Origin of the sequence: Pseudomonas sp. BAY1663 (assembly GCF_000582595.1) — a bacterium.
Taxonomy (GTDB): Bacteria; Pseudomonadota; Gammaproteobacteria; order Pseudomonadales; family Pseudomonadaceae; genus Stutzerimonas; species Stutzerimonas stutzeri_AF.
Genome location: NZ_AZSV01000015.1, coordinates 1 through 24589, shown reverse-complemented (window position 1 = coordinate 24589; position 24589 = coordinate 1). Strand labels below are relative to the sequence as shown.

General features: G+C 62.8%; 14 protein-coding genes, 2 tRNA genes and 6 pseudogenes. 5 read left to right on the top strand and 17 right to left on the bottom strand.

The features are described 5' to 3' along the window. Positions 1–82 precede the first annotated feature (82 nt). From BAY1663_RS06810 to BAY1663_RS06775, 8 genes and pseudogenes are all read right to left on the bottom strand, one after another. Positions 83–159 (bottom strand) — tRNA-Met (locus tag BAY1663_RS06810). Positions 160–254: 95 nt separating this feature from the next. Next, a tRNA-Leu gene (locus BAY1663_RS06805) sits at positions 255–340 on the bottom strand. 8 nt (positions 341–348) lie between these two features. Then, the gene (gene secG / locus BAY1663_RS06800) at positions 349–732 is read right to left on the bottom strand and encodes a preprotein translocase subunit SecG (RefSeq protein WP_037038870.1); all 384 of its coding nucleotides are present in this window, start codon (positions 730–732) and stop codon (positions 349–351) included. 4 nt (positions 733–736) lie between these two features. After that, positions 737–1491: pseudogene (gene tpiA, locus BAY1663_RS06795) on the bottom strand (triose-phosphate isomerase). Positions 1492–1556: 65 nt separating this feature from the next. Beyond that, positions 1557–2893 (bottom strand): annotated as a pseudogene (gene glmM, locus BAY1663_RS06790) (phosphoglucosamine mutase). Positions 2894–2904: 11 nt separating this feature from the next. Further along, positions 2905–3756, bottom strand: coding sequence for a dihydropteroate synthase (gene folP, locus BAY1663_RS06785; RefSeq protein WP_037038867.1), 852 nt, complete (start codon positions 3754–3756; stop codon positions 2905–2907). A gap of 168 nt (positions 3757–3924) precedes the next feature. Then, positions 3925–5835: an ATP-dependent zinc metalloprotease FtsH gene (ftsH, locus tag BAY1663_RS06780; protein ID WP_037038864.1), complete on the bottom strand. Its 1911-nt coding sequence runs from the start codon at positions 5833–5835 to the stop codon at positions 3925–3927. 200 nt (positions 5836–6035) lie between these two features. Then, positions 6036–6604: pseudogene (locus tag BAY1663_RS06775) on the bottom strand (RlmE family RNA methyltransferase). A 146-nt stretch (positions 6605–6750) separates the two neighbouring features. Here BAY1663_RS06775 and yhbY point away from each other — a divergent pair. Continuing rightward, positions 6751–7062, top strand: coding sequence for a ribosome assembly RNA-binding protein YhbY (gene yhbY / locus BAY1663_RS06770; protein ID WP_037038862.1), 312 nt, complete (start codon positions 6751–6753; stop codon positions 7060–7062). A gap of 173 nt (positions 7063–7235) precedes the next feature. On the opposite strand, the pseudogene BAY1663_RS06765 reads toward yhbY, so the two are convergent. The 5 genes and pseudogenes from BAY1663_RS06765 to carA form a co-directional block, all read right to left on the bottom strand. Continuing rightward, positions 7236–7663: pseudogene (locus tag BAY1663_RS06765) on the bottom strand (DUF4149 domain-containing protein). Continuing rightward, positions 7641–8116, bottom strand: a pseudogene (gene greA / locus BAY1663_RS06760) (transcription elongation factor GreA). Before greA ends, BAY1663_RS06765 begins: the two co-directional pseudogenes overlap by 23 nt. Further along, a pseudogene (carB, locus tag BAY1663_RS06755) lies at positions 8113–11333 on the bottom strand (carbamoyl-phosphate synthase large subunit). The pseudogenes greA and carB overlap by 4 nt, the downstream one beginning before the upstream one ends. 22 nt (positions 11334–11355) lie before the next feature. Next, positions 11356–12009 (bottom strand): leucine efflux protein LeuE, encoded by a 654-nt coding sequence (gene leuE, locus BAY1663_RS06750; protein WP_102895422.1) that lies wholly within the window; start codon positions 12007–12009, stop codon positions 11356–11358. 10 nt (positions 12010–12019) lie between these two features. Next, entirely contained in the window at positions 12020–13168 is a 1149-nt protein-coding gene (gene carA / locus BAY1663_RS06745; RefSeq protein WP_037038856.1) for a glutamine-hydrolyzing carbamoyl-phosphate synthase small subunit, read from the bottom strand. A 412-nt stretch (positions 13169–13580) separates the two neighbouring features. Between carA and BAY1663_RS06740 the strand changes: the two genes are divergently transcribed. The 4 genes from BAY1663_RS06740 to BAY1663_RS06725 are packed head-to-tail and all read left to right on the top strand — an operon-like array spanning position 13581 to position 17418. Further along, complete coding sequence (locus BAY1663_RS06740; RefSeq protein WP_256206578.1) at positions 13581–14513, top strand: ABC transporter substrate-binding protein; 933 nt, start codon at positions 13581–13583, stop codon at positions 14511–14513. A gap of 12 nt (positions 14514–14525) precedes the next feature. Further along, positions 14526–15320, top strand: coding sequence for an ABC transporter permease (locus BAY1663_RS06735; protein ID WP_256206577.1), 795 nt, complete (start codon positions 14526–14528; stop codon positions 15318–15320). Further along, positions 15317–16105 carry an ABC transporter ATP-binding protein gene (locus BAY1663_RS06730; RefSeq protein ID WP_037038851.1) on the top strand — a complete coding sequence of 263 codons (789 nt, stop codon included), beginning with the start codon at positions 15317–15319 and terminating at the stop codon, positions 16103–16105. Before BAY1663_RS06735 ends, BAY1663_RS06730 begins: the two co-directional genes overlap by 4 nt. Next, positions 16102–17418 (top strand): NnrS family protein, encoded by a 1317-nt coding sequence (locus tag BAY1663_RS06725; RefSeq protein ID WP_051497088.1) that lies wholly within the window; start codon positions 16102–16104, stop codon positions 17416–17418. The genes BAY1663_RS06730 and BAY1663_RS06725 overlap by 4 nt, the downstream gene beginning before the upstream one ends. Here the strand turns inward: BAY1663_RS06725 and BAY1663_RS06720 are convergent. From BAY1663_RS06720 to BAY1663_RS06705, 4 genes are all read right to left on the bottom strand, one after another. Next, positions 17385–18170, bottom strand: a complete 786-nt coding sequence (locus BAY1663_RS06720) for a Crp/Fnr family transcriptional regulator (RefSeq protein ID WP_051497087.1) — start codon at positions 18168–18170, stop codon at positions 17385–17387. The two genes, BAY1663_RS06725 and BAY1663_RS06720, sit on opposite strands and share 34 nt — an antisense overlap. A gap of 232 nt (positions 18171–18402) precedes the next feature. After that, entirely contained in the window at positions 18403–19545 is a 1143-nt protein-coding gene (locus BAY1663_RS06715; protein ID WP_371257590.1) for a porin family protein, read from the bottom strand. 491 nt (positions 19546–20036) lie between these two features. Further along, positions 20037–21089: a Slam-dependent surface lipoprotein gene (locus BAY1663_RS06710; protein ID WP_128576122.1), complete on the bottom strand. Its 1053-nt coding sequence runs from the start codon at positions 21087–21089 to the stop codon at positions 20037–20039. 27 nt (positions 21090–21116) lie between these two features. Continuing rightward, complete coding sequence (locus BAY1663_RS06705; protein WP_037038847.1) at positions 21117–24341, bottom strand: TonB-dependent receptor domain-containing protein; 3225 nt, start codon at positions 24339–24341, stop codon at positions 21117–21119. Positions 24342–24589 lie beyond the last annotated feature (248 nt).

The following is a 24589-nucleotide window of genomic DNA, read 5'->3' as shown; positions in this document are numbered from 1 at the left end:
CCATCCCTTTTGACCGCCTGTAAATGCCGGCGACCTGGCCTCAAGCTAATAAAAAGCCCCTGTACAGGGGCTCTTTATCGACTGGTTGCGGGGGCTGGATTTGAACCAACGACCTTCGGGTTATGAGCCCGACGAGCTACCAGACTGCTCCACCCCGCGTCAAACTGGGCACGAATTATACGGCTCGCACCACATACAGGTCAACCTGAACCCTTGAAACACAAGAAAGCCCGCACTAGGCGGGCCTGCTTGTTTGGTACCGAGGAGGGGACTCGAACCCCTACAGCCTATGGCCACTACCACCTCAAGGTAGCGTGTCTACCAATTCCACCACCTCGGCAAAAACCCTTATTGCCCTTCCTCTACCTGGGGAAGCTCGCCCGCGGCATCCGCTGGCTTGCGCTCCTCAAGCACAGGAACATCCTCGACGGCCGGCTTGCTGACCGGAACTTCCAGCACCGCCGGATCCGGCAGCCCCGCCTGGGACAGTTGATCAGCCTGCTGTTTGGCGAAAAACGCCAGACCCAGACTGGTCACGAAAAAAACGCCGGCAAGTATAGCAGTAACTCGGCTCAAAAAGGTAGCGGAACCTTGGCTTCCGAAAACGGTTGCCGAAGCACCCGAGCCGAAAGACGCACCGGCATCCGCACCCTTGCCCTGCTGCAGCAGCACCAGTGCAACCACACCCAGAGCAACCAGCAGATGCACCACGATTACAACAGTCTGCAACATCTGTTCAGTTCCCCGCGGCGCGACAGATCGCACCGAATTCATCCGCTTTCAGAGAGGCACCACCAATCAGCCCCCCATCAATATCCGCCATCGCGAACAGCTCGGCGGCATTCTCCGCCTTGACACTGCCGCCATACAGGAGCCTTGCGCCTTCGGCGACACGGCGATCCCGGCGCGACAGCTGCTCACGAATGGCAGCATGTACCTCCTGGGCCTGCTCAGGCGTCGCGGTCAGCCCGGAGCCAATTGCCCAGACCGGCTCGTACGCAATGACCGCCGACTCGAAGGCTGCGATGCCCTGCTCGTCGAGCACGCGTGCCAGCTGCCGACCGACTACCTCGAGCGTCTTGCCCGCCTGGCGCTCTTCGAGCGTCTCACCCAGGCACAACACAGGCTTCAAACCACTCGCCTGTGCCGCTGAAAACTTTCGGCTGACCACCTCGTCGCTTTCGCCCAATACCAGGCGACGCTCGGAATGACCAACCAGAACCCACTCGCAACCGGCTTCGACCAACTGCGCGGGCGATACCTCACCGGTCAGGCCCCGAAGCCTGTTTGCGCAGCGCTGTCCTGGGCGCCTACGGCGATTTCGACGCCATCGACACCATCCAGGACCTGACTGATATGCACACAGGAGGGAAACACCGCAATCTCGACCGCTGCAGGCAATTGCTGCATCCGGAGAGATTCGATCAGCTCTGCGACGCTAGCGCGGGTACCGTTCATCTTCCAGTTACCAGCTACCATGGGGCGACGCATGCTTTACCTCATCGGTCAAAGTGGGCGCAGATGTTACTCAACAGCCAACGCCCTGGCAAGCGCGATCACGCACAAACTTCAGCGACGACCTTGGCCAGTTCCTCCGCCAGGTTGCGCACCTGTTTTTCGTCGTCGCCCTCGACCATCACCCGCACCAACGGTTCGGTTCCCGACTTGCGCAGCAGCACGCGGCCGCGACCGCCCATTCGCCCGGTAACGCTGTCGCAGGCGGCCTGCACGTCCGGATGGGAGATGGGATCGCGATCGCCGGCGAAGCGCACGTTGATCAGCACCTGCGGGCACTTGTGCCAGGCCAGCCGCTCCTGGGCCAATGTCTGTCCACGACGACGCAGGGCCAGCACCACCTGCAGCGCAGCGATGATCGCATCGCCGGTGGTGGTGTGCTGCGCACAGACGATATGCCCGGAGTTCTCCCCGCCCAGCGGCCAGCCACGCTCGAGCATTTCGGCGATCACATAGCGGTCGCCGACCTTGGCACGGACGAAGGGGATCTCGCGCGCCTTGAGCGCCAGCTCCAGGCCGAGATTGCTCATCAGGGTGCCGACCACCCCGCCCGAAAGCCGGTCTCGCTCCTGCAGGTCGGTGGCGATGATGTACAGCAGCTCGTCGCCATCGACGACCGCCCCGGTGTGATCGACCATCATCACCCGGTCGCCGTCGCCATCGAAGGCGATGCCCATGTCCGCGCCATGCTCGACGACGGCCTTTTGCAACTGGCCAACGTGGGTGGAGCCGACGTCGGCATTGATGTTCAGCCCGTCCGGCTGCGCACCGATGACCACCACCTCGGCGCCCAGTTCACGGAACACGTTGGGCGCGACCTTGTAGGTGGCGCCGTGGGCACAGTCGATCACCAGCTTCAGCCCGGAAAAATCGGTACTGGTCGGTACGCTGCTCTTGCAGAACTCGATATAGCGTCCGGCGGCGTCGTTGATGCGCGAGGCCTTGCCCAACTGCGCCGACTCCACCACGCTCATCGGCGCATCGAGCAGCTCCTCGATCATCAGCTCGACCTCGTCGGGGAGCTTGGTGCCGCTACCGGAGAAGAACTTGATGCCGTTGTCGTGATGCGGATTGTGCGAGGCGCTGATGACGATGCCCGCCTCGGCATGGAAGGTGCGGGTCAGGTAGGCGACCGCCGGCGTGGGCATCGGCCCCAATAGCAGCACATCGGCGCCGGCCGCCGACAGACCGGCCTGCAGGCCGATTCGAACATGTAGCCCGAGATGCGCGTGTCCTTGCCGATCAGGATCCGGCATTTGCCCTGCTTGCGAAAGGCCATGCCCGCCGCCCAGCCCAGTTTGAGCATGAAATCAGGGGTGATGGGGTAGTGACCGACATGTCCGCGAATGCCGTCGGTGCCGAAATATTTTCTACTCATTGAGGACTTCCCTATTCCGCTGCCTGCACGGCAGCGATCATTCGAACCACATCGACCGTCTCGGCGACGTCGTGCACCCGCACGATCTGCGCGCCCTTGCCCACCGCCAGCGCCGCCAGCGCGAGGCTGCCGTACAGGCGTTCGTCGATACCACGCCCCAGCACCCCGCCGATCATGCTCTTGCGCGACACGCCGACCAGCAACGGCCGACCGAAGCGCTGCAACTGCTGCATATGCTTGAACAGACTGAGATTGTGTTCCAGCGCCTTGGCGAAGCCGAAACCGGGATCGAGGACGATGCGCTCGGCAGGAATGCCCGCCGCCGCGCAGGCCGCCATCCGCCCGGCGAGGAATTCGCCGACCTCGGCGGTCACGTCGGCGTAGCGCGGATCGTCCTGCATGTCGCCGGGTTCGCCAAGCATGTGCATCAGACACACCGGCAGGCCGCTGTCGGCCGCCGCGTCCAGCGCACCGTCGCGCCGCAGCGAGCGGACGTCGTTGATCAGCCCCGCGCCGAGCCGGGCGCATTCGCGGATGACCGCGGGCGTCGAGGTATCCACCGAGATGACCACATCCAGCTCGCGGGCAATCGCCTCGACGATCGGCGCGACCCGCTCCAGCTCCTCGGTGGGCGACACCGAGCGGGCGCCGGGCCGGGTGGACTCGCCACCCACGTCGACCAGCGTCGCCCCGGCGGCGACCATCGCCCCGGCATGGCGCAGGGCGGCGTCGCGCTCGGCGAAGCGGCCACCATCGGAAAAGGAGTCGGGGGTGACATTGAGAATCCCCATCACGTGCGGACGGGATAGATCGAGAACCCGGTTGCCACAGGACAGCCGGGCCGGGGAAAACGAATCAGTCATTCTATGAGCCTTGAGCTTTCAGGCCGGGCGCCCTGCGCAGGTGCTTCAGGCCAACTGCGTCACCATGGACGAATCGGAGGACAATTTACACCAGAAGGGGCGCCTATGCGCCCCTTCCGGATACAGCCCTTTTCATCGCGACCAGCGGAACCGTCGGGTCTCCGGCGCTCAGTGTTCGCCCGCGGGCCCGCCGATCGGCGTTTCCGGACGGCTGTCATCCGGGACCACCGGCGTTCCGGAGGCACCGGAGCCGCCCTCCCAGTCGCGAGGCTCACGCGGCTGGCGCCCGGCCATGATGTCGTCGATCTGCGCCGCGTCGATGGTTTCGTACTTCATCAACGCCTCGGCCATCATGTCCAGCTTGTCGCGATTGTCCGAAAGGATCTGCTTGGCCGTGCCGTAGCAGTGGTCGATGATGCTGCGCACCTCTTCATCGATCATCTTGGCGGTTTCGCCGGAGACATTGGCGTGCTGGCTGCCGGCACTGCGACCGAGGAACACCTCGCCTTCCTCCTCCGCATACATCAGCGGCCCGAGCTTCTCCGAGAGCCCCCACTTGGTGACCATGTTTCGCGCCAGCTGCGTCGCGCGCATGATGTCGTTGGACGCGCCGGTGGTGACCCCTTCGAAACCGAGGGTCATCTCCTCGGCGATCCGCCCGCCGAACAGCGAGCAGATCTGGCTGATCAGGGCCCGCTTGGACAGGCTGTAGCGATCCTCCTCGGGGAGGAACATGGTGACGCCCAGCGCCCGACCACGGGGAATGATGGAAACCTTGTAGACCGGATCATGCTCGGGCACCACACGCCCGACGATCGCGTGGCCAGCCTCGTGATAGGCGGTGTTGAGCTTCTCCTTCTCGGACATGACCATGGACTTGCGCTCGGCGCCCATCATGATCTTGTCCTTGGCCAGCTCGAACTCGCGCATCTCGACGATGCGCTTGTTGGCCCGCGCGGCGAACAACGAGGCCTCGTTGACCAAGTTGGCCAGGTCGGCGCCGGAAAAGCCCGGCGTACCGCGGGCGATGACCGCCGGCTCGACGTTCTCGCTGACCGGCACCTTGCGCATGTGCACCTTGAGAATCTGTTCGCGGCCGCGGATATCCGGCAGGCCGACCACTACCTGGCGGTCGAAGCGGCCCGGGCGCAGCAGCGCCGGATCGAGCACGTCGGGACGGTTGGTCGCGGCGATGACGATGATGCCATCGTTCATCTCGAAGCCGTCCATCTCCACCAGCAGCTGGTTGAGGGTCTGCTCACGCTCGTCGTGCCCGCCACCCAGGCCGGCGCCACGATGACGACCGACGGCGTCGATCTCGTCGATGAAGATGATGCACGGCGCATGCTTCTTCGCCTGCTCGAACATGTCGCGCACGCGGCTGGCGCCAACGCCGACGAACATCTCGACGAAGTCGGAACCGGAAATGGTGAAGAACGGCACCTTGGCCTCGCCGGCGATGGCCTTGGCCAGCAGCGTCTTACCGGTACCGGGCGGGCCGACCATCAGCACGCCGCGCGGAATGCGGCCACCCAGGCGCTGGAACTTGCCGGGATCGCGCAGGAACTCGACCAGCTCGTGCACTTCTTCCTTGGCCTCGTCGCAGCCGGCGACGTCGGCGAAGGTGGTCTTGACCTGATCTTCCGATAGCAGGCGCGCCTTGCTCTTGCCGAAGCTCATCGGCCCGCCCTTGCCGCCCGCACCGCCCTGCATCTGCCGCATGAAGAACATGAACACGGCGATGATCACCAGGATCGGGAAGCTGGCCACCAGCAACTGGGTCCAGATGCTCTGCTGCTCCGGCTGCTTGCCTTCGATCAGCACGTTGTTGTTGAGCAGGTCACCGATCAGGCCGTTGTCCTGGATCGCCGGGCGAATGGTCTTGAAGGTATCGCCGTCGCTGCGCTTGCCGATGATGACAAAACCATCGACGGTCACGCGCTCCACGCGCCCTTCCTTGACCTGCTCGAGGAAGTCCGAGTAGTTCAGCGTCTGCGGCTCGCTCGGGCTGGAGAAGTTGTTCATCACCGTGACCAGGACGGCGGCGATGATCAGCCACAGGATCAGGTTTTTTGCCATGTCGTTCAAATTCACTACCCTCTGGAGCAAACCCGTTGTCTGCGGGCCCGCATGACGGCCGGTTGGTTGCTCGGCCTAACTTACTACACAACGCAGCGGAACTGGCAGCCGGTCTGTAACCCCATGAAACAGTCTAGCCGTTCGTTCGACCGAGGCCCTGTTCCATGAACCACAGCGGCCGGCATTCGGCACCGCGGCCGCTAGTCGGCCTGGCCACCCTTGAAGCCGCGCGCCAGCAGGTACTGCTCACGGGAACGATCGCGAGAAGACAGCGGCTTGCGCATCTGCACCTTCTCGAAGTTCTGCCGTACCTCTTTCAGGTAGCATCGAAACCCTCGCCCTGAAAGATCTTGATCAGGAAATCCCCGCCCGGGCGCAGCACGCGCGCGGCCAGGTCCAGCGCCAGCTCGCAGAGGAACATCGCCCGCGGCTGGTCCGCGGCCCGCACTCCACTCATATTGGGGGCCATGTCGGAAATCACAAGGTCGACCGGATGCTCGCCGATCGCCTCCAATATCTGCCCGAACACCTCGTCCTCGGTGAAATCGCCCTGGATGAAGGTCACGTCGGCAATGCTGTCCATCGGCAGGATGTCGGAAGCGATCAACCGCCCCTTGTCACCGATGACCCGGCTGGTGACCTGCGACCAACCGCCCGGCGCCGCACCCAGGTCGACCACGGTCATGCCCGGGCGCAGGATGCGATCCTTTTCCTGGATCTCCAACAGCTTGTAGCTGGCGCGCGAACGATAGCCATCGCGTTGCGCCATCTTCACATAGGGATCGTCGAAATGTTCTTTCAGCCAACGCGGGCTGGTCTTGGAGCGTGCCAAGCTGATACCTCATCTGTGCGGCCCGGTACCTCTCGGTTACACTAGCGGCCGTTTTTCAAGGGTTCTGACGCAAGGGTCGAAATATGCCGCTCACCAACGAGCAGAAGAAACACTACAAATCCATCGGCCATCACCTGAAACCGGTACTCATCGTAGCCGAAAACGGGTTGACCGAAGGGGTCCAGGCCGAGCTCGAACGCGCCCTGAACGATCACGAGCTGATCAAGGTCCAGTTCCGCATCACCGAACGCGAGGATCGCCGTGCCCTGATGGAGGAGCTCTGCGCGATCGGCAATTGCGAGCTGGTCCAGACGATCGGCAAGATGGCCCTGGTCTACCGCCGCAACCCGAAGGTCAACAAGCAGCTTTCCAACATCCATCGCTTCCAGGCCTGACAGCCGGTGGGGTTTCGCCCGAAGCCAGCCCGAACACTTGGCGCCCACCCCATGCCAGCCGCGGTGGGAGCCCGGCGGCAGCAGCGATAGTCACGCCGGATCGCCAGCAAGCTGGCTCCTACAAAAAGCGTCCTCGGCCACAAGATCCCATCCGGGTCTTCGTCCACCCACAACTATCGACGCGCCTGCCCCGGCAACGGTTGCAACACCAACACCAGGCCACACAGGGCCATGGCCAGGTAACTGAAGTTGGGCCAGTAGAGTGCTCCGCCGCCGGCGCTCGCAACATGACTGATGCCCAGCAGCAGGACCGCGATCAGCAACTGGCCACGCATGTCCCGCCACAGGCTGCGAAAGCCTTCGGCCAGCACCAGCACGATCAGCTGCAGCACCGCGCAGAAAGCCGCGAAGCCCACCAGCAACGGGCGCAGCTGCTGCCGATCTCCTCGATCAGCAGAGGCGCCAGGCCGATCTTGTCCAACGCCGGCAGAACGACGAACTGCAGCAACCAGAGCCCGCCGACCCAGAACGTCTGGGCCAGCTGCCAGCTTATGTTGCCAGCCCGCGGGGGCGGGCTGTCAGATATGACGGACCTCGACAATCTCGTACTCGATGACGCCGCTGGGCGTCTTGACCGCGACCACGTCGCCTTCTTCCTTGCCCACCAGGCGCGGGCGATGGGCGAGCTCACCGACAGCTTGCCCTGCTTGATGTCGGCCTCGTCGTCGCCGACGATCTGGTAGGTCACCTGCTCGTCGGTCTCGACGTTGGCGATATCCACGGTGGTGCCGAAGATCACCTTGCCGGTGTGCGGGATGCTGGCGATATCGATGACCTGGGCGTTCTGCAGGCGGCCCTCGATGTCGCGAATGCGCGCCTCGACCATGCCTTGCTGTTCACGGGCGGCATGGTACTCGGCGTTCTCCTTGAGATCGCCCAGCTCGCGCGCCTCGGCGATGGCCTGGGTGATCTGCGGACGCAGCACGGTTTTCAGGTGCTTGAGTTCTTCTTCCAGGGCGCGCGCGCCCTGGACGGTCATGGGGAATTTTGTCATGCGTTGATTCCTGCATGGAGATCCTGCAAGCGGCGCACGGTCTTCTCGGGACCGAACTTGAGCGCCTCACAGATTGCCTGGCCACCGGCGATGGTGGTGGTGATGCAGATCTTGTGCTGCAGGGCGTTGCGACGGATGGAGTACGAATCAGCGATGGACTGACGACCCTCGGTAGTATTGATGATCAGGGTGACTTCGTCATTCTTGATCATGTCGACCACGTGCGGACGGCCTTCGGTCACCTTGTTCACACGGCGCACCGGCAGCCCGGCGGCCTCGATGATCCGTGCGGTGCCGGCGGTGGCCACGACCTCGAAGCCGAGGCCAACCAGATCGCGGGCGACCTGCTCGACGTAGGGCTTGTCGTCCTCGCGCACGCTGAGGAAGGCGCAACCGGAGGTCGGCAGGATTTCGCTGGCACCCAGCTGGGCCTTGGCGAAGGCCTCGGCGAAGCTGTCGCCGACGCCCATCACCTCGCCGGTGGATTTCATCTCCGGGCCGAGGATGGTGTCGACGCCGGGGAACTTGGCGAACGGGAACACCGCTTCCTTGACGCTGAAATAGCCCGGGATGATCTCGCGGGTGAAACCGACTTCGGCCAGGCTCTTGCCCGCCATGACCCGCGCGGCGACCTTGGCCAGCGACTCGCCGATGCACTTGGAAACGAACGGCACGGTACGCGAGGCGCGCGGATTGACCTCGAGCACGTAGATATCTTCGCCCTGCACGGCCATCTGCACGTTCATCAGGCCGACCACATCGAGCTCCAGGGCCATCTTGCGCACCTGCTCGCGGATCTCGTCCTGGATGGGCTGCGGCAGCGAGTAGGCCGGCAGCGAGCAGGCCGAGTCGCCGGAGTGCACGCCGGCCTGTTCAATGTGCTGCATGATGCCGCCGATCACCACGGTCTCGCCGTCACAGACGGCGTCCACGTCCACCTCGATGGCGCAGTTGAGGAAGTGGTCGAGCAGCACCGGGCTGTCGTTGGACACCTGCACCGCTTCGCGCATGTAGCGCTTGAGCTCCTCTTCCTCGTAGACGATCTCCATCGCCCGCCCGCCGAGCACGTAGGACGGACGCACCACCAGCGGATAGCCGATGGCCTTGGACGCGGCGATGGCCTCCTCCTCGCTGCGCGCAGTGGCGTTCTGCGGCTGGCGCAGGTTCAGGCGCTGCACCATCTGCTGGAAACGCTCGCGGTCTTCGGCGCGGTCGATGGCGTCCGGCGAAGTGCCGATGATCGGCACGCCGGCCTCTTCCAGGGCGCGACAGATCTTCAGCGGGGTCTGCCCGCCGTACTGCACGATGACGCCCTTGGGCTGCTCGACGCGGACGATCTCCAGCACGTCCTCCAGGGTCACCGGCTCGAAGTACAGGCGGTCGGAGGTATCGTAATCGGTGGAGACGGTCTCCGGGTTGCAGTTGACCATGATGGTCTCGTAACCGTCTTCACGCATGGCCAGCGCGGCATGTACGCAGCAGTAGTCGAACTCGATGCCCTGGCCGATGCGGTTGGGGCCGCCGCCGAGGATCATGATCTTGTCGCGAGCGCTCGGGTTGGCCTCGCACTCTTCCTCGTAGGTCGAGTACATGTAGGCGGTGTCGGTGGCGAACTCGGCGGCGCAGGTGTCGACGCGCTTGTACACCGGCAGCACCTTGAGCTTGTGGCGGTGGCTGCGCAGGTTCTTCTCGGTGACGCCGAGCAGCTTGGCCAGACGCGCGTCGGAGAAGCCCTTGCGCTTGAGCTTGTACATCAGGTCGCGGTCGATGCTGGACAGGCCGAGGGTCTTGACCTGTTCCTCGTCCTTGACCAGATCCTCGATCTGCACCAGGAACCAGGGATCGATCCTGGTCAGGGCGAACACGTCTTCGACGCTCTTGCCGGCACGGAAGGCATCGGCCACGAACCAGATGCGGTCGGCGCCCGGCACGGTCAGCTCGCGCTTGAGCGTGCTCTCGGCCTCGGCATCGGCCAGGTTCAGCTTCGGATCGAAACCGGTGGCGCCGACTTCCAGGCCACGCAGGGCCTTCTGCATCGACTCCTGGAAGGTCCGGCCGATGGCCATGACCTCACCGACCGACTTCATCTGGGTGGTCAGGCGGGCGTCGGCCTTGGGGAATTTCTCGAAGGCGAAGCGCGGTACCTTGGTCACCACGTAGTCGATGGCCGGCTCGAACGAGGCCGGGGTACGGCCGCCAGTGATGTCGTTCTGCAGTTCGTCGAGAGTGTAGCCGACGGCCAGCTTGGCGGCGATCTTGGCGATCGGGAAGCCGGTGGCCTTGGAGGCCAGTGCCGAGGAACGCGACACGCGCGGGTTCATCTCGATCACCACCATGCGCCCGGTGTTCGGGCAGATGCCGAACTGCACGTTGGAGCCGCCGGTCTCCACGCCGATCTCGCGCAGCACCGCCAGCGAGGCGTTGCGCATGATCTGGTATTCCTTGTCGGTCAGGGTCTGCGCCGGCGCGACGGTGATGGAGTCGCCGGTGTGCACGCCCATCGGGTCGAAGTTCTCGATGGAGCAGACGATGATGCAGTTGTCCTTCTTGTCGCGGACCACCTCCATCTCGTATTCCTTCCAGCCGATCAGCGACTCGTCGATCAACAGCTCGCTGGTCGGCGACAGGTCGAGGCCACGGGTGCAGATTTCCTCGAACTCTTCGCGGTTGTAGCGATGCCGCCGCCGGTGCCGCCCATGGTGAAGGACGGCCGGATGATGCAGGGGAAGCCGACCTTGTCGAGCACGCCGTAGGCTTCATCCATGCTGTGCGCGATGCCGGAAACCGGGCAGGCCAGGCCGATGTTCTTCATCGCCTTGTCGAAGCGCGAGCGGTCCTCGGCCTTGTCGATGGTATCAGCGTTGGCACCGATCATCTCGACGCCGAACTTCTCCAGCACGCCGTGCTTTTCCAGGTCCAGCGCGCAGTTCAGCGCGGTCTGGCCGCCCATGGTCGGCAGCAGCGCATCAGGGCGCTCCTTCTCGATGATCTTGGCCACCGTGGCCCACTTGATCGGCTCGATGTAGGTGGCGTCGGCCATGGCCGGGTCGGTCATGATGGTGGCCGGGTTGGAGTTCACCAGGATGACGCGGAAGCCTTCTTCCTTCAGCGCCTTGCACGCCTGCGCGCCGGAATAGTCGAACTCGCAGGCCTGGCCGATGACGATGGGGCCGGCACCGAGGATCAGGATGCTCTTTATGTCTGTACGCTTGGGCATGGGACTCTCGTGCTTAACAAATTCAGGTCAGGGTCGCGCCGGCCAGCTTGATGCCGAAACCGACAAACATGGCGCCTACGCCGGAGGTGGCTCCGACCGCCAGGCGTTGGCGCCGGCGAAACCAGTCGGCCAGGCGCACGCCGCAAAAAATCAGGAAACTCAGGTACAGGAAGCTGATCGCTTCGAGGATGGCTCCCAGCACCAGGAACGACAACCCGGGATAGGCGTACCCCGGATCGACGAACTGGATGAAGAAGGAGATGAAAAAGAGGATCGCCTTCGGGTTGGACAGACTGAGGAACAAGGCCCGGCCGAACGGGTTGCTCACCGTCGCGTGCGCTTCCAGCGCCTGCGCGGCGGCCTCCGGCGCATGCAGCTTGCGCCAGGCACCGCGCAACATGCCGATGCCGAGGTAGCACAGGTAGGCCGCGCCGAGATACTTGAGCACCACGAAGACCATCGGCACCGCCTGCAGCAGCGAGGCGATTCCCAGTGCCGACAGGGCCATCAGGATCGCATCGCCCAGGAATACCGCACTCGCCGCCTTGTAGCCGCTCGCCACGCCATGCTGCGCCGAGGTGGCGAGCACGAACAGCGAATTGGGCCCCGGCAGCAGGACGACGAACAGCGTCCCCAGCACATAGGTCCAGAGATCGGTGATTCCCAGGCTCGGCAGCATGTCGACCTCAGCGCCGCGCGGCCATCGCCGCGATGAAGCGATCGAACAGCGGCGCCACGTCGTGCGGTCCCGGGCTGGCTTCCGGATGGCCCTGGAAGCTGAAGGCGACCTTGTCGGTGCGCTCGATGCCCTGCAGGGTGCCGTCGAACAGCGACTTGTGGGTGGCGCGCAGGTTGGCCGGCAGGCTCGCCTCGTCCACGGCGAAACCATGGTTCTGGCTGGTGATCATCACCACACCGGTATCCAGGTCCTGCACCGGATGGTTGGCGCCGTGGTGGCCGTTGGGCATCTTCACCGTCTTGGCGCCGGAAGCCAGTGCCAGCAACTGGTGACCCAGGCAGATGCCGAACACCGGGATGTCGGTTTCGAGCACATCCTGGATCGCCTTGATCGCGTAGTCGCACGGCTCGGGATCGCCCGGACCGTTGGCCAGGAACACGCCGTCCGGGTTCAGCGCCAGCGCCTCGCTGGCGGGCGTCTGGGCCGGCAGCACGGTGACGCGGCAGCCGCGCGCGACGAGCATGCGCAGGATGTTCAGCTTCACGCCGTAGTCGAAGGCCACCACATGGTAGGGCAGCTCGGCGGCGGGGATTTCCGGATGGCTGTCGCTCTTCAGGTTCCAGACGCTGGAGCGCCACTCGTAGCGTTCCTGGGTACTGACCTCCTTGGCCAGGTCCATGCCCTTGAGCCCCGGGAAGCTGCGCGCCAGTTCCAGCGCCTTCTCCTCGGTCGCGTCCGCCCCCGCCAGGATGCAACCGTCCTGCGCGCCCTTCTCGCGCAGGATGCGCGTCAGGCGGCGGGTATCGATACCGGCGATGGCGACGGTGCCGCTGGCCTTCAGGTAATCGGGCAGCGACTGCTTGTTGCGCCAGTTGCTGGCCAGCAGCGGCAGGTCGCGGATGACCAGGCCGGCGGCCCATACCTGGCGGGCCTCGGCGTCTTCCGGCGTGGTACCGGTATTGCCGATGTGCGGATAGGTGAGCGTGACGATCTGCTTGGCATAGGAAGGATCGGTGAGGATTTCCTGATAGCCGGTCATGGCGGTGTTGAACACCACCTCGCCGATGGTCTGGCCATCGGCGCCGATGGATTCGCCGCGAAAGATGCTGCCATCGGCAAGGGCCAGGATGGCTGGCGTGGTGGCTGGCTTAGTCAAGAGACCTCCCGTAGATCAAGGCTGGAGCAGACGCAGATTGTAAAAAAGCGGGATGACGTGTGAAGGTCATCCCGCTTTTTTGTTTGATTCATTTCTGCGCAACTTTTAGTGGACACACTAAACGGAACACTATACAGAAACTCGGCCTTTCTATCCAGACGATATCCCACCGCAGCGACCTAAAAAGCGAGAGCAACATTCTGCATGGCCGGTTGACAATTATCATTCTCATCCCCTGCGAGTGACGGATAGACTCCTCGCTTTACCTCGAACGCCAGGAAGCCTCCATGCCAGCCAACCGGACCACCAGGTAATGCCAGGCGCCTTCTCCCGCCTGCGACCTTTTGCACTTCTATTCGCCGTATGCGCTTCATCGATCGTACCGCAGGTACTGGCTGAGGCCACGCCGGCCATGCGCGAACGCCTGGTGTTCTCCGGCCCCGCAGCCTCCGTGACCAATCCACTTATCCACATGCTGGAAAGCGGTGCGCTGAACGACCTGGCCCGATCCACCGAATTCATCCTGTGGAACAACCCCGACCAGTTGCGCGCGCGGGTCATACAGAGACAGGTCGACTTCATCGCAGTGCCGACCAACGTGGCCGCCAACCTGTACAACCGGGGTGTCCCACTTACCCTGCTCAACGTTTCCACCTGGGGGGCGTTGTGGATGGTCTCGCGCACGCCTGGCCTGCAGACCCTGGCCGACTTCAAGGGAAAGGAAGTGGCCATCCCCTTCCGCAACGACATGCCGGACATCATCTTCGACTTCATCGCCGAAGAACAGGGGCTGGACCCGCAACGTGACTTTCAGCCGCGCTACACCGCCACGCCCCTGGATGCCGTGCAACTGCTGATCACGCGCCGAGTCGACCACGCCCTGCTCGCTGAGCCCGCCGTATCTATGGTGCTTCGCAAGACCCGGTCCTTCCCCGTTTCGCTGGTGGCGCCCGAGCTGTATCGCAGCGTCGACCTGCAGGAGCAATGGGGAGAACTGCTGGGCATCGAAGCCCGCATTCCCCAGGCCGGCCTTGCCGCACTCGGCGCGGCGCGCCTCGATGTCGAGTTGAGCGCCCGCGTCGAACAGGCCTACGCGCAATCGAGCCGCTGGTGCAACGAACATCCCCTGCCTTGCGGCGAGATGGTCGCTCGCCGCATCGACCTGCTCGACGCCCAGGCCGTCGCCGACTCGCTACAGTTCCAATCCCCTCACTACGCCAGTGCCGCCCAGGCCCGCCCCGAACTGGAAACCTTTTTCCGGCTCCTGTTGCAACGGCAGCCCGCCAACCTGGGCGGCAAGCTGCCTGATGATGGCTTCTACGGTGAGGCATCCGCCCAGAAATAAATGAAGTATTTTTTGAGAACATTACGCGATGGCCTGCTCGCCACGCTGAGCTACCTGTGGAGCGGCTGGGGCGCCCTGGCCAGCCTGTTGCTGTTCTGTGCCGCCTGGGAATTCACCGGGCGCGTCCATGGCGCCCTGGTGTTACCTGGCCCCGTGGCGACCCTGGAACGTCTCGCGGAGCTGTTCGACAGCGGCCTGGCCCTGCCGCAACTGGCCATTTCCACCCGACGAACGCTGTACGGTCTGGGCGCCGCGCTACTGGCCGGCAGCGCACTCGGTCTGCTGGCGGGGCGCTCGCTCACCGCCGCCATGCTGTCCCGGCCGCTGGTCACATTACTGCTGGGCATGCCACCCATCGCCTGGCTGGTACTGGCCATGCTCTGGTTCGGCATGGGCGACGCCACGCCCGTGTTCACCGTATTCATCGCCTGCTTCCCCATCGTCTTCGCCGGCGCCATGCAGGGCACGCGCACCCTGGACAATCAACTGAAGAAAGTTGCGCTCGCCTATCACCTGCCCTGGCACATGCTGCTGACGGACCTGTATTTCCCCCATGTCATGTCCTACTTGTTCCCGGCGTGGATAACCGCATTGGGCACCTCATGGAAAGTGGTGGTGATGGCCGAACTGCTGAGTACCACGGACGGCGTCGGCGCAGCCCTGGCAACTTCCCGCGCGCAGCTGGACACCGCCACCTCGCTGGCCTGGGTGGCCGCCGTCCTCGGGCTGCTGCTGGCCACCGAATACCTGTTCCTGGAACCTCTCAAGCGCCGGGTCGAGCGCTGGCGCTCGGAGCCGACCACATGAATGCCCTGCATATCCGCCACCTTTACCATCGCTACGGGCTGACCGAAGTGCTGGCCGACGTCGGCCTCGATCTGTACGCCGGCGAAACCCTGGCTCTGGTCGGGCCTTCCGGCTGTGGCAAGAGCACGTTGCTGCAGATAATCGCGGGCCTGCTGGCACCTTCGGAAATCGTCATGCAGTGCGATTTTCGCGGCATCGGCTACGTCTTCCAGGATCCCAGCCTGATGCCCTGGATGACCGCCCAAGAAAACATCGCCCTAGGCCTCAAGGCACTCGGCGTGCCCAGGGCAGCCCGCCACAGGCAGGCGACAAGCATGGCCGCGCGCCTTGGGCTGACGGACGAGGACCTCGACAAATATCCCCATGAACTGTCCGGCGGGATGCAGAGCCGGGTATCCCTGGGCCGTGCGCTGATCCTCTCGCCCGACCTGCTGTTGCTGGACGAACCTTTCTCGGCGCTCGACGTCGGCCTCAAGCTGGAACTCTACGCCCTGCTCCGCCAACAGGTGGTGCAACGAGGCAGCGCGGTACTGCTGATCACCCACGACCTGATGGAAGCGGTACGCCTGGCCGACCGCATCCTGCTGATGGTGCCCGCGCCCGGTCGCCTGGTACACGAATTCGTCCTGGACATGCCCCAGGCCGAACGCACGGAAGCCTGGATCCACCAGACCACCGGCGAGCTGATGGAAACCCCGCAAGTCCGCATCGGCTTCGGCCTGGCCGAAGGCACCCTGGCGCCAGCCAGCCACGAACAACCCCGTCATAGCGGTTGCCGCGTATGAACAGGCCCAGGATCACCTCTCCCCTTCTCATCTGCGGCTTCCGGCCCTTCTTCGTACTCACTGCCGCCAGCGCCATCGGCTTCATGCTGACCTGGGTCCTGCTGCTGGACGGTTGGCTCGACGGCTGGCACCCGCCCGGTGGCCCGACGGCCTGGCATGCCCATGAACTGCTGTTCGGCTTCGCCGCTGCCGCCGTCGCCGGCTTTGCCCTGACCGCCGTTCCCGAATTCACCGCCACCCCGGCCATCGGCGGGCGACCACTGGCCCGTCTCGTGCTGTTGTGGTTGCTGGCCCGCCTGGCCTATGCACTGGCGGCCTACTGGCCGGCCTCACTGGGCGCCTGGCCGGCAGCCCTGTGCAACCTGGCATTCTGGCTGGCCCTGCTGAGGCAGATCGGCCCTAGCCTCTGGCGCGATCCGGGACGCAGCCACCTCAGCTTCGCCTGGGCCATCGCTGCGCTGTGCGCATTGCAGGCCGGATTTTTCATCTCCCTGGTCATCTCGGCCAATGCCATGACCTGGCTACATGCGGCGACGGGCGCGCTGGCCATTCTGATCGTCATCGCCACCAGCCGCATCTCCATGAGCGCCGTGAATGGTCAGCTCGAACAGGGCCGTCCCGGCGCCCCACCCGCAACCACCACCTACCTGGCGCGCCCACCACGGCGCTACCTGGCGATCTTCTGCATAGCCGTCTGCAGCGCGACCGAATTTGCCCTCGGCCACGACATCGTCACCGGCTGGACCGCCCTCGCCGCCGCAGCGGCCATGTTCAACCTGCTCAACGACTGGCACGTCGGACGACCGCTGTTCACCCGCTGGAGCCTGATGCTCTATGCCAGCTACTGGCTCATCGCCCTGGGCTACGGCCTGCTGGGCGCCGCCTGGCTGGGCGCGCCACTGACGCCCTCGGCCGGTCGTCACCTGCTGACCGCCGGCGCGATGGCCCTGTCGATCTTCGCCGTCATGGTCATGGTCGGGCGTATCCATGCCGGGCTATGGCTGGACTACCGCCCCTGGCTGCCACTTACCGCTGCCATGCTGGTGCTGGCTGCGCTGCTGCGCACCTGGGCCGGCGTCTGGGCAGCAGCCCCCTGGCATGGCACGCTGCTGACGGTATCGGGGCTGCTCTGGGTCAGCGCTTTCGCCATTTATCTGGGGCACACCTGGCCGGCGTTGAGTGGGCCGCGCACCGATGGCCAGGAAGCTGCGCCGAGCCCCTGGGGCGGGGCACCGGATCTGGTGAAGGCGGCGCGTGCTGATCACCGACGGCAATCCACTCAGCCAGCACGACCCAATACCTGCCGGGCATAGTTGCAGCAATCGAACAGGCTGCTGCCCAGGTGTGTCGTAGGTTCCGCCTGCTCGAACAGCAGGCTGGGCGATGGCAGTTCGACCGCCTTGCAGAGCTCCTCGATGTTCAACAGTACCAGGTCGGGGTTGCGCCCACCGATGAATCCCGCGCGCCTGAAGGTATTCAACTGGCGCGAAAAGGTTTCCGGGGTAATGTTCAACTGGCGTGCCAACACACCATGACTGGCCGGCAACGTCAGCCAGGCACTGCGCTGCTGCATGTGCAGATCCAGCAGGTAGACCACCAGACGCTGGGCCGAATTGCCGATGGTCAACAGATCGATACGGTTGAGCGACTGGGAAATCCTTACGGCCATGCCTTCCAGCATCGCGATGCTGAAATCCGGCGAGGTCCGGCATAGTTCGAGCAATCGCGCACGCGGCAGGCGATAGACACTGGAGGCAACACCGGCGCGCGCCGACAGTGGATAGCGGCAGGGCTCGACGAACATCGCGGTTTCCGCCAGCAGATCACCGGCTTCCATATTTCGGAAGATCTTGTGCTCCCCCGTATAGCTGGGCCGGTACAGCACCACGCTGCCCGATTGCACGAGAAAGAAATACGCTGCCTTGTCGCCCATGCGGAACAGGTGCTGGCCACTTTCCAGCCGCAGCAGAGAAGCACCGTCGAGCAGGGATTGCAACGCTTCCCGGCCCACCTTGGAAAAAACCGGTGAGCTGGCAAGCATATGGATCAGACCTGGCGCCTTCATGGCTCGTTCGCACCCGGATGGGGACGCACGCCACTCCTTCCCGAAAGCCAATCGGCCGGTATCGGTCCAGATCCCAGGCAGCGCCCCAGTTAATGAGAAACATTATCAACGGCGAGATACTACTCCATTTTCCGTCGCTTTGAAGTTGATAATTATCATTCGGTACGGCAAAGCCTCTACACAGCGATCCGATGACGGTCCAAACGCCTCGACACGAAGACTCGGCAAGCCCTCAGAAGCTCTTGCGCAGCATCAGGCTCACCTCCGTCTGCTCGAAGCCGAACGCCCAATCCAGATTGCTGTGGTTGATGCTGTGCCGCACGCGCAACTCCGGAACCAGCCCGGCGACCTGCCAGGCGTTCACCCCGGCGCTGAGGATATACACCTGCTGCTTGTCGTACCGGCGTTCGCCGAGGAAGAAATCGTAGGCATCGTTGCGGCTTTCCCGGTAGATGCCCAGCGCGTTGACGAACAACCCGGCGCTGCCGGCAAAGAGATGATAGACCCCGCCGCGCACGGCCCAGTCGCGGCTGCTGGCCTGATCCACCTCGTACTTCTTGCGGGTGAGGCTTACGCCGCCGTACAGGCTGGTGCGGGTGCTGGGCGAGAAGGAGGCGAACAGGTTCCACTGGTACTGATCGTAATCGGCACCGGTCAGCAGGCCCTGCGAGCTGTATTCGTAGCGCTTGGCATCCAGGCTGGTGCCCAGCTGCCACTGGCGGTTCAGCGAGTGGCTCCACTCCAGTTGCAGGCCATGGGCCAGGTAGTCGCTGGCACGGTTGCGGTAGTAGTGCTCGACATAGGGAGCGAGCGAGATATTGTCGCGGGCATCCAGGTACTGGTAGCCCGCCTGCAGGATCGCCAGGTTGTTGCTGTAGTCCTTGATACGGGAAGTCGTGGACGGATCGGTCGTCGAATAGTAGTTGCCGTAGCTGAGGGGACGCAGCTGCAGGTTGTGGTTACCGGACAGGTTGAAGCGGCGCTGCAACGACAGCTCGTAGTTGACCATTTCGGAATCGATGGCCTCGGGCATCCTGCGCTCGAAGAAACAGATGCCGGCGAACTCGCTGAGGCAGCTGTAGTGGCCATTAGCCTGGTTGATATTGTCGTTGTAGCCCCAGCCTAGCGCCGCACTGCCATGCCAGTCGGCACGGATTTCCATCGCCAGGTGATACTGCTGGATCAGCATCTGTACCTCGGGCGGCAGCCCCGCCTCCAGCGCCCTGGCAAAGCCCTCCCGCGCGCGCTTTTCCTGGTAATCCTCGAACCACAGGCGCGCCAGCTCCAGCAGGATGCGTGCATCCCGCGGCTCCTGTTCACTGGCCAGCTCCATGCGCTGCAACGCCAGCGGATAGTCCCCCTCGAAGCGCGCCAGCAGCTTTCCGCCATGTTCGCCAGCGCCGGCCGATGCCCCGGCAGTTCACGGTAACGGGCGATGAAATCCGGCAACTGGGTCCACTGGTTGGTATTGATGGCCACGTAGATGGCCGGCGTCAGTGCCTCCAGGGTGCTCGGCACCTGGTAGCGCCGGCCCTCGTACATCAGCGTACCGGGCGGTGCCGCCAGCGCCTCCTCGGCGTGCGCCTTCTGCTCGATACTGCGGCGGGTCTGGTCCTGCAGAAAACGCGTATCGTCGTCATCGGCCCGGACGCCGGGCGCGATGAGGCACGCCAGCGACAGCAGCCAGACGGCCCTGAAACGGCAAGACATAGGGAATTTCCACAAAGGATGTGCGTGCAATAGAATGGAGGCCGGCGAACCGGCCTCCACAGGTACCCCTCCCAAGCGATACCGAACGAGACTCCATCCGGCATCGCCCTGTTTGACGCTCTTCACTGGTGGCCGCCAGTGGAGAGTGGTCAAACCTTAGGGGGTGATGGTGCCGCTAATCTTGCTGCCGCCGAAGGCGACATCCTGTTGCGGTGTAGCGCCACCGGTATAAATCCCGGCCAGAGCCTCGGCACCGTTGTAGAAGCGGCCTTGGATTGTGGGATCACTTGCAGCGTTGGCAAAGGTGCCTTTGTCACCAATGCTGGTACCAGCAAAGTTGATGCTGTGACCAGCCCGATCAATGGTGCCGGTAATGCTGCCCGAGCCAGAGCCATAGGTAGCCGTCAGCGTTCCCTTGTAGAGGTTCGGACTATCCGGCGTACCGCCTGCGGCAGTGCCCACCCCATTGATACCGATCACACCATATGTGGCGCTGATGGCTGTAGGCATGTTGGCGGAAGTTACAGCATTGTCGCCCACGTACCAGACAGTACGGCTGGCGCTGCCCATGTTCAGGTCGGTGCTATTGCTCGGTGGGGTGCCGGCAGCCCGGGGGGCCCACTCGCCAAAGTACACGCCACTGCCCACCGCCAGGGGTGCGCCGCTGGCATTGGCCACCTGACCGATCACCAGACCACCGAACTGCGGGGCCAGGGATATCTGGGTGATTTGCCGGATACTGTTGATGGCAAAATTGGCGCCACTGCTCGAATCGGTGGCATTCCAGACCTGAGCGATATCGATCGGCAGCGGCAGCATGCCAATATCCGCGGGCCTCATGATCGTGCCGTCGCCACGCGCAGCAATGGCCGTGTTCGAACCCTTGATCGGACCGCCGGCCAGATCGATGTAGGAACCGGCACCATCCAGTGCCACGCCGGAATTCCCACCGCCGAACAGGCTGTGGTTCGAGCTGCCGACAACCACCCCAGCAGGGTTGGAACTACCCCCTTGCACATTCGGAGAAGCCGCGAATGCAGCACCACTACCCACCAGCGCCATGATGGCCAAAGCCAATGTCGATTTTTTCATTTTCATATCCTCTTGGTTGAGATTAAAAACGGCTTGTTTTTTACGAAAAACAAGCAAAAAAACGTCGGGAACGTTTTTTGACGTCGCGGTAGCGACGACCCGCAGGGTGGTCGCCAAGGATGGCGGACCACAAAAAAACCGGAATTAGAAATTGACCTTCAAACCTGCGGTGAGCGTGCGCCCCGGCCCTGGCAACAGGGTCTTGGCCATCGGGTCCAGGTAGTACTCATCGGTCAGGTTGGTCACGCCCAGGTTCAAGGCCACCTGCTTGTTCACCTCGAAGTTGGCATACAGGTCATGCAATAGAACCGAGCGCCAGTAGAAGCCATCCTGGTTGCCGTTCCTGAACCAGGCATCCCGCGCCAGGGCGCTGGTAACAGAGGGACCGGCTTCCGAGGCCAGCAGGTCGTCCAGCTGGCTGTTTTCCGCACCCGCGTGGTACACGCTGCGCCAGCCCAGCTCCAGCCGCTCATTGAACAGCCGGGTACCCAGCAACAGGTCGATGGAATATTTAGGTTGCAGGCTGTTACCGCTGTAAGTACCGGGGAAGCCGCCGGTCATGCAGGTGGGAATACGGTTGTAATAGGGATCGAGGCTCGATGCGTAGTCCTTGTCACAGAGTTTCTGGTTCAGCCGGTAGGTGGCACCCAAGCTGCCAAATACCCGGCCCGTATCGAAGCGAGACTGCAACTCCACACCGCTGGATTTCTTCTTGTCGAACTGGATGCTGTCGTAATACAGACCACGATCGATAAAGTCCTCGATCTCGGTGTTGTAGTAGCTGATACGCACGTCGGCAAAGCCCAGGCTGGGTAAGAACTGAGTCAGGTCATGGGCGTAACCCACCTCCCAGTTGGTGCTGCGCTCCGGCTTGCTGGCACCTGAAGCCAGGGTGCCAACGGTACCGGCCCCATCGAGAACGGCGCTGGAAGTCAGTTCGTTGATGCTCGGGAAACGAGTGGTTTGCGCATAACGAACAAAAGCGGTACCGAAGGGCGTGATTCTGGCGGTTGCGCTCAATACCGGGCTGAAGGCATCGCCCGATTGCTCTTCCGGCATTTCCCAAGCATTGCCTGCATGAATCTCCTCATAAACCGCCGTACCATAAGGACTCGCGGCCTTGACTCTTTGATCCGCCACACCAGAGCCCTGGACATCCTCTACTGTTTCATAGAGCTTACTGACATCGATCTCGCCATTTACAAATGGATTTTTCGACGAGTCCATCTTCCCATTTTTAATTGGAACAATAACTTCGTTTACCCAATAACTAAATTTCTGCCCATGTTGCGGAGTATTATTTCCATGACGTATAGAAATTGTTCGCCCACCGGAGAATTGATCGGCTGCCGCCCTCGCCGCAATTAATGCTTCGATCTCAGGCGTCACAACATTATTAAGGTGCCAGTCTGGAAGGTATGGCTCTGCAGCCACAGCGGCATTATAGACATCGTCAGCTAAACGCTTAGCCGTTTCATATTCCTCATTTGTCAATAACTCCTCCCACTCCAGCTTCACGCCAGTTTGACGCTGAGTCGCCTTATAAAACGCATCTTGCTGCCGCCTACGCTTGGCAGTTCCCGTATCCTTACCGGTGTAATGCAAGTAGCGGGTGCCTGCCGTTACAGTGAGCCAGTCGGTGGCTTGCCAAGCCAGATTGAGCATGGCCGAGTATTCCTTGCGCTCGCCGGAGCGCGGGCCGAGACGGTCGGTTCCGGTATGCAGATAGACGCCGTCCGGCAGCATGCTGGTGGTGTCTCGATTGCTCTGCTCTACCCGCTCATCCAGCTTTTCCTGCTGGTAACTGCCGCCGAGGGTTAGTTGCAGGTTGCTGGCCAGGATCATCTGGTTGCTGAAATCGAATCCGGTGCGGTCATGAGTGGTCCATTGCCGGCCAAGGGGAATGATGGTGCCGTCGTGATCGGGCTCAGGAAACATCCACGCGTTTTCAGCCCACCAATCAGCACCCAGCCATTTAATGGCGTCCGCGCGCGTCGACTCCCATAAACTCAACTGGCTTCTTTCATCGTCCGTGAGATCCAGTCCCCAGGGCGATATACCCGTTTGATAGCGGGTGCCCTTCGCCTTGGTCTGCCACAGGCTGGTTTCCAGATTCAGCCACTTGGAGTCCTTGGGCTTTATGTCGTAACTCAACTTGTAACTGTCGAGCCTCAATTCCGAGCGCGGATCTTCGTAGACGAAGTTGCGCATGTTCGCCCAGTCGAGATCCGGCTGGGCTTGCTCCGCACCCTCTCGATAGGCATACATCAGCATCGAGCGACCGGGCGTGGTTTCACCGAAGGTCGTATCGGTACGCATGAATTGCAGGCCCAGCTTTTGTTCGTTGGGCAGGTACCAGTTGTTCTTTATCAGGGTGGTTTCGGTTTCACTGGAGGTATTGAACACCTCGCTGCCTGCGGCATATACCTTGGTCAGGTTCGGGATGTACCTGTCGGTCGTATCTTCAGCGAAGTGGGGATGCCCCGAATATCTATCGGCATCGTGCTTGCCCGCATAGTAGTTCCCCGAAGTACGCTCGCTGCGCGACAGCAGAATATCGACGAACTCATTGCGCCCGGCAATGGCCAGCATTTCCGAGTGATCATCGAAGTTAAGCGTCTGGCTATCGCTTCTCGTGCGTGCAGGTGGCGTATCGATATTGATGCCATCCAGATTCACCCGTTCTGCGCCGGGTATGCTGCGATAGTCCTGGCCGTACACAGAAGAGGCATCGAACCGGGGCTTGCTGGTATTGCCCGAGGTTTTCAGGTTGGTTTCGATACCCCAGCTATCGCCTTCGGGGATGATGTCGCTGGCTTCGATGGTGCGGATGTTCACCGCCCCGCCCACGCCGCTCTTGATGCCCCGGCTCAGCGACGGGCCTTTCTCCACTTCGATGCTGCGAAACAGCGCCGGGTCGACATAGCTGCGGTTGCCCGCCCCGACGAAGTGCAGCCAGACGTTGGTGGATTGCTCGGTGCCGTCGATGGTCAGCGGCGTGCGCCCCTCGCCGGTGATGCCGCGAATATTCGGGGTGATGGCCTGGCTGCTGCGCGTGTCCATGCTGTAGACGCCGTTCATGCCCTTGAACACGTCGCCGGGGTTGGTCACCTCGAAGCGCTGCAGTTCCTCGCGGCCCTTGTAGACGCTGGTGACGTTCTCCTGATAGACCTTGTCATGCCCCTCGGCGTCCTTGTCCTGCCTGCCGATGACCGTGGTCGAGGGCAATTCGAGCTGGTAATCCCCGGCGACTTCTTCCTCTCCAGACTCCGCTTGCTCCACGGCGTCCGCCGCTTGTATCAGCGCTAGCGGGCTGAACATGTACAGGCTCGATATCAGCAGCGCCAACTTCTTTGGCGTGAACGGCATTGCAATCCCTCCCCAGAGATAACTAACGCCTGAAGCGTCCTCGGTCCAGGCAAATGAGAATGATTATTCTTAGCTAGGAGGACAAGGAAGACCTATGACAATTGTCAACAGGTCGGCAAGATTGTCAGGCTGGAGGCTGGAGGCTGGAGGCTGGAGGCTGGAGGCTGGAGGCTGGAGGCTGGAGGCTGGAGGCTGGAGGCTGGACAGCATTGGAGCGGGGCAACGGCTGTCAATCTACGGTTTTTGAT